3 protein-coding genes are annotated in these 2,730 nt (G+C 65.7%); all 3 read left to right on the top strand.

Translation table 11 applies throughout. The features are described 5' to 3' along the window. The first annotated feature begins 12 nt into the window (after nucleotides 1-12). Entirely contained in the window at nucleotides 13-849 is an 837-nt protein-coding gene (gene kduI / locus A8V01_RS26930) for a 5-dehydro-4-deoxy-D-glucuronate isomerase (RefSeq protein WP_103099314.1), read from the top strand. A 152-nt stretch (nucleotides 850-1,001) separates the two neighbouring features. Then, complete coding sequence (gene kduD, locus A8V01_RS26925) at nucleotides 1,002-1,760, top strand: 2-dehydro-3-deoxy-D-gluconate 5-dehydrogenase KduD (protein ID WP_103099313.1); 759 nt, start codon at nucleotides 1,002-1,004, stop codon at nucleotides 1,758-1,760. A gap of 1 nt (nucleotide 1,761) precedes the next feature. Continuing rightward, nucleotides 1,762-2,730: sugar kinase (locus A8V01_RS26920; RefSeq protein ID WP_103099312.1), on the top strand; the 969-nt coding region annotated here is incomplete at its 3' end.

Genomic DNA, 2,730 nt, shown 5'->3' with positions numbered 1-2,730 from the left:
GGAGAGTTCACAGTGTTTTGCAAGACGTACCACGCCACCCATCCGGACATGATGGAGTGTGTCTCCAACGAGGAACTGCGCGACCGTTATCTGGTGACGGGCATGTTCAAGGCTGGGGAAGTCAACCTCAACTACTCGCACAACGAGCGCTTCATCATCGGCGGTGCGGTTCCGGGTGCGGAGCCGCTCAAGCTGCCGCTGCAGACCGTTCCCAAGAGCGCCGAGGGCAAGTCCTTCTTCGAGCGCCGCGAAGCGGGCATCACCAACATCGGTGGTCCGGGCGCGATCACGGTCGATGGGCAGCGCTTCGAGATGAAGAACAAGGAATGCCTCTACGTGCCGATGGGCAGCGAAGAGGTGATCTTCGAGGGTGAGGGTGCGCGCTTCTACATCGCCTCGGTGCCCGCTCACAAGGCGCTGCCGATCAAGCACATCACGCTGGATCAGGCCAATCCGCTGGCGCGCGGCGATCTGGCCAATTCGAACCAGCGCACGATCTACCAGCTGGTGATCCCCGGCGTGTGCGAGAGCGCGCAGTTGCTGCTGGGCCTCACCGTGCTGGAAGAAGGCTCGGTGTGGAACACGATGCCGCCGCACCTCCACGATCGCCGCTCGGAAATCTACCTGTACTTCGAGCTGCCCGAAGAGAACGACCGCATCTTCCACTACATGGGCGAGCCCGACCAGATGCGCCACATCGTCATCGCCAACGAAGAGGCCGTCATCAGCCCGCCGTGGTCGATCCACATGGGTTCGGGCACCAAGAAGTACGCCTTCATCTGGGCGATGGGCGGCGAGAACCTCGACTACACCGACATGAACGTGCTGGATATCTGCCAGCTCCAGTAGGACCTGGCCCGGCACTGAAGGTAACTTTTGGTTTGTCGCATTTTCCGAGTCATCAGGTGCTCCACCTGATTAGAAAATGCTCAAGGCGACGAATAATCAGGGACGCCGCACGCAGCGATGCGTGACGGCGCCCGCAGTGGCGAGATGGTATCATGGCAATTTCCTTCGACCTGACGGGCAAGGCCGCGCTCGTCACCGGCGCCAACACCGGCATCGGTCAGGCTATCGCAGTCGCACTGGCAGAGGCGGGCGCCGACGTTGCCGTGGCGGGCCGCTCGGAGCCGACCGAGACGCTGGCACTCATCGCCGCGACCGGCCGCAAGGCAGTCAACATCAAGGCCGACCTGTCCAGCATCGAGCCGGTCAGCCGCGTGATCGACGAAGCGGTGGCGGGGCTCGGCAAGGTCGATATCCTCGTCAACAACGCCGGGATCATCCGCCGCGACGACCTGCTGCAGTTCTCCGAAGAGGACTGGGATGCGGTGATCGACACCAACCTCAAGACCCTGTTCTTCCTCAGTCAGGCTGCAGCGAAGGGCATGGTGGAGCGTGGAGAAGGCGGCAAGATCGTCAACATCGCCTCGCTGCTGACCTTCCAGGGCGGCATCCGCGTGCCCAGCTATGCGGCGGCGAAGTCGGGCGTTTCCGGCGTCACCAAGGCAATGGCGAACGAACTGGCCCCCAGGGGCGTGCAGGTCAACGCGATCGCGCCGGGCTACATCACCACCAACAACACGGCTGCCCTCGTCGCTGACGAGACGCGCAACCGCCAGATCCTTGAGCGTATCCCGACCGGACGCTGGGGCAAGCCGGACGACATCGCGGGCGCGGCCGTGTTCCTCGCCTCGCAGGCGTCGGACTATGTGACGGGCCAGGTTCTGGCCGTCGACGGCGGCTGGCTGGCGCGCTGAGATGACCGAAAGCGCTTCGGGCCACGTCGTCACCTTCGGCGAAGTGCTGCTGCGCCTTGCCACGCCGGGCGCGCGGCTGACGGTGCAGTGCGATGCGCTGGACATGGTCGTCGGCGGGGCGGAGGCCAACGTGGCGGCGGGGCTTTCCTCGCTGGGCCATGACGTGAAGATGCTGACGCGCCTGCCGTCCAGCCCGCTGGGCGACAAGGCGCGCGCGGCCCTCAATGCCGCCGGGGTCGATACCGCCCACGTCGGGCGTGATTCCGGCCGCATGGGCCTCTATTTCCTCGAAAGCGGGGCGGGCTTGCGGCCCTCGTCGATCACTTACGATCGCGCGGGCTCCGTGTTCGCAACCTCCAGGGCGGACCAGTTCGACTTCGCCTCCGCTCTCGAGGGAGCCCGACTGCTCCACCTGTCGGGCATCACGCCGGCGCTCGGCCCCGGAGGCGTCGCGCTTGCGCAAGCCGCCGTCGCCGCGGCGACAAGCGCCGGCGTGCCCATCTGTTTCGACGGCAATTACCGCGCGCTGCTGTGGGATGCGTGGGACAGCAACCCGCGCGAGATCCTGACCGACCTCATGCAGTCGGCGACCGTCATGATCGGCAATCACCGCGATATCTCGTTGCTGCTGGGCAAGGCATTTTCCGGCGATGGTTCGGACCGTCGGCGGGAAGCCGCGCTGGCCGCTTTCGAGGTATTCCCGAAGCTGCAACTGATCGCCTCCACCGCGCGCCACGTGGTCAATTCCGGCCACCACCGCATCGCGGCGCGGATCGATGCGCGTGATGGTGCGCACCAGACCAGCGAGGTGGACGTCACCGGCATCGTCGACCGCATCGGCACCGGCGATGCCTTCGCGGCCGGCGTCCTGCACAAGTGGCTGGAGGGCGCCGGACTGGTCGAGACCGCACAGGCCGGGCTCGCCTACACCGTGCTCAAGCACACCGTGCCGGGCGACATGTGCCTCGTC

Source organism: Novosphingobium guangzhouense (assembly GCF_002896965.1).
In the GTDB taxonomy this organism is placed as follows: Bacteria; Pseudomonadota; Alphaproteobacteria; order Sphingomonadales; family Sphingomonadaceae; genus Novosphingobium; species Novosphingobium guangzhouense.
The sequence above is the reverse complement of the archived record's forward strand: the minus strand, read 5'-3'. Positions and strand labels throughout refer to the sequence as shown.

Excerpts from the sequence above, each read along its gene's own strand:
- kduD (WP_103099313.1), top strand. The coding sequence starts at position 1,002 with ATGGCAATTTCCTTCGACCTGACGGGCAAGGCCGCGCTCGTCACCGGC.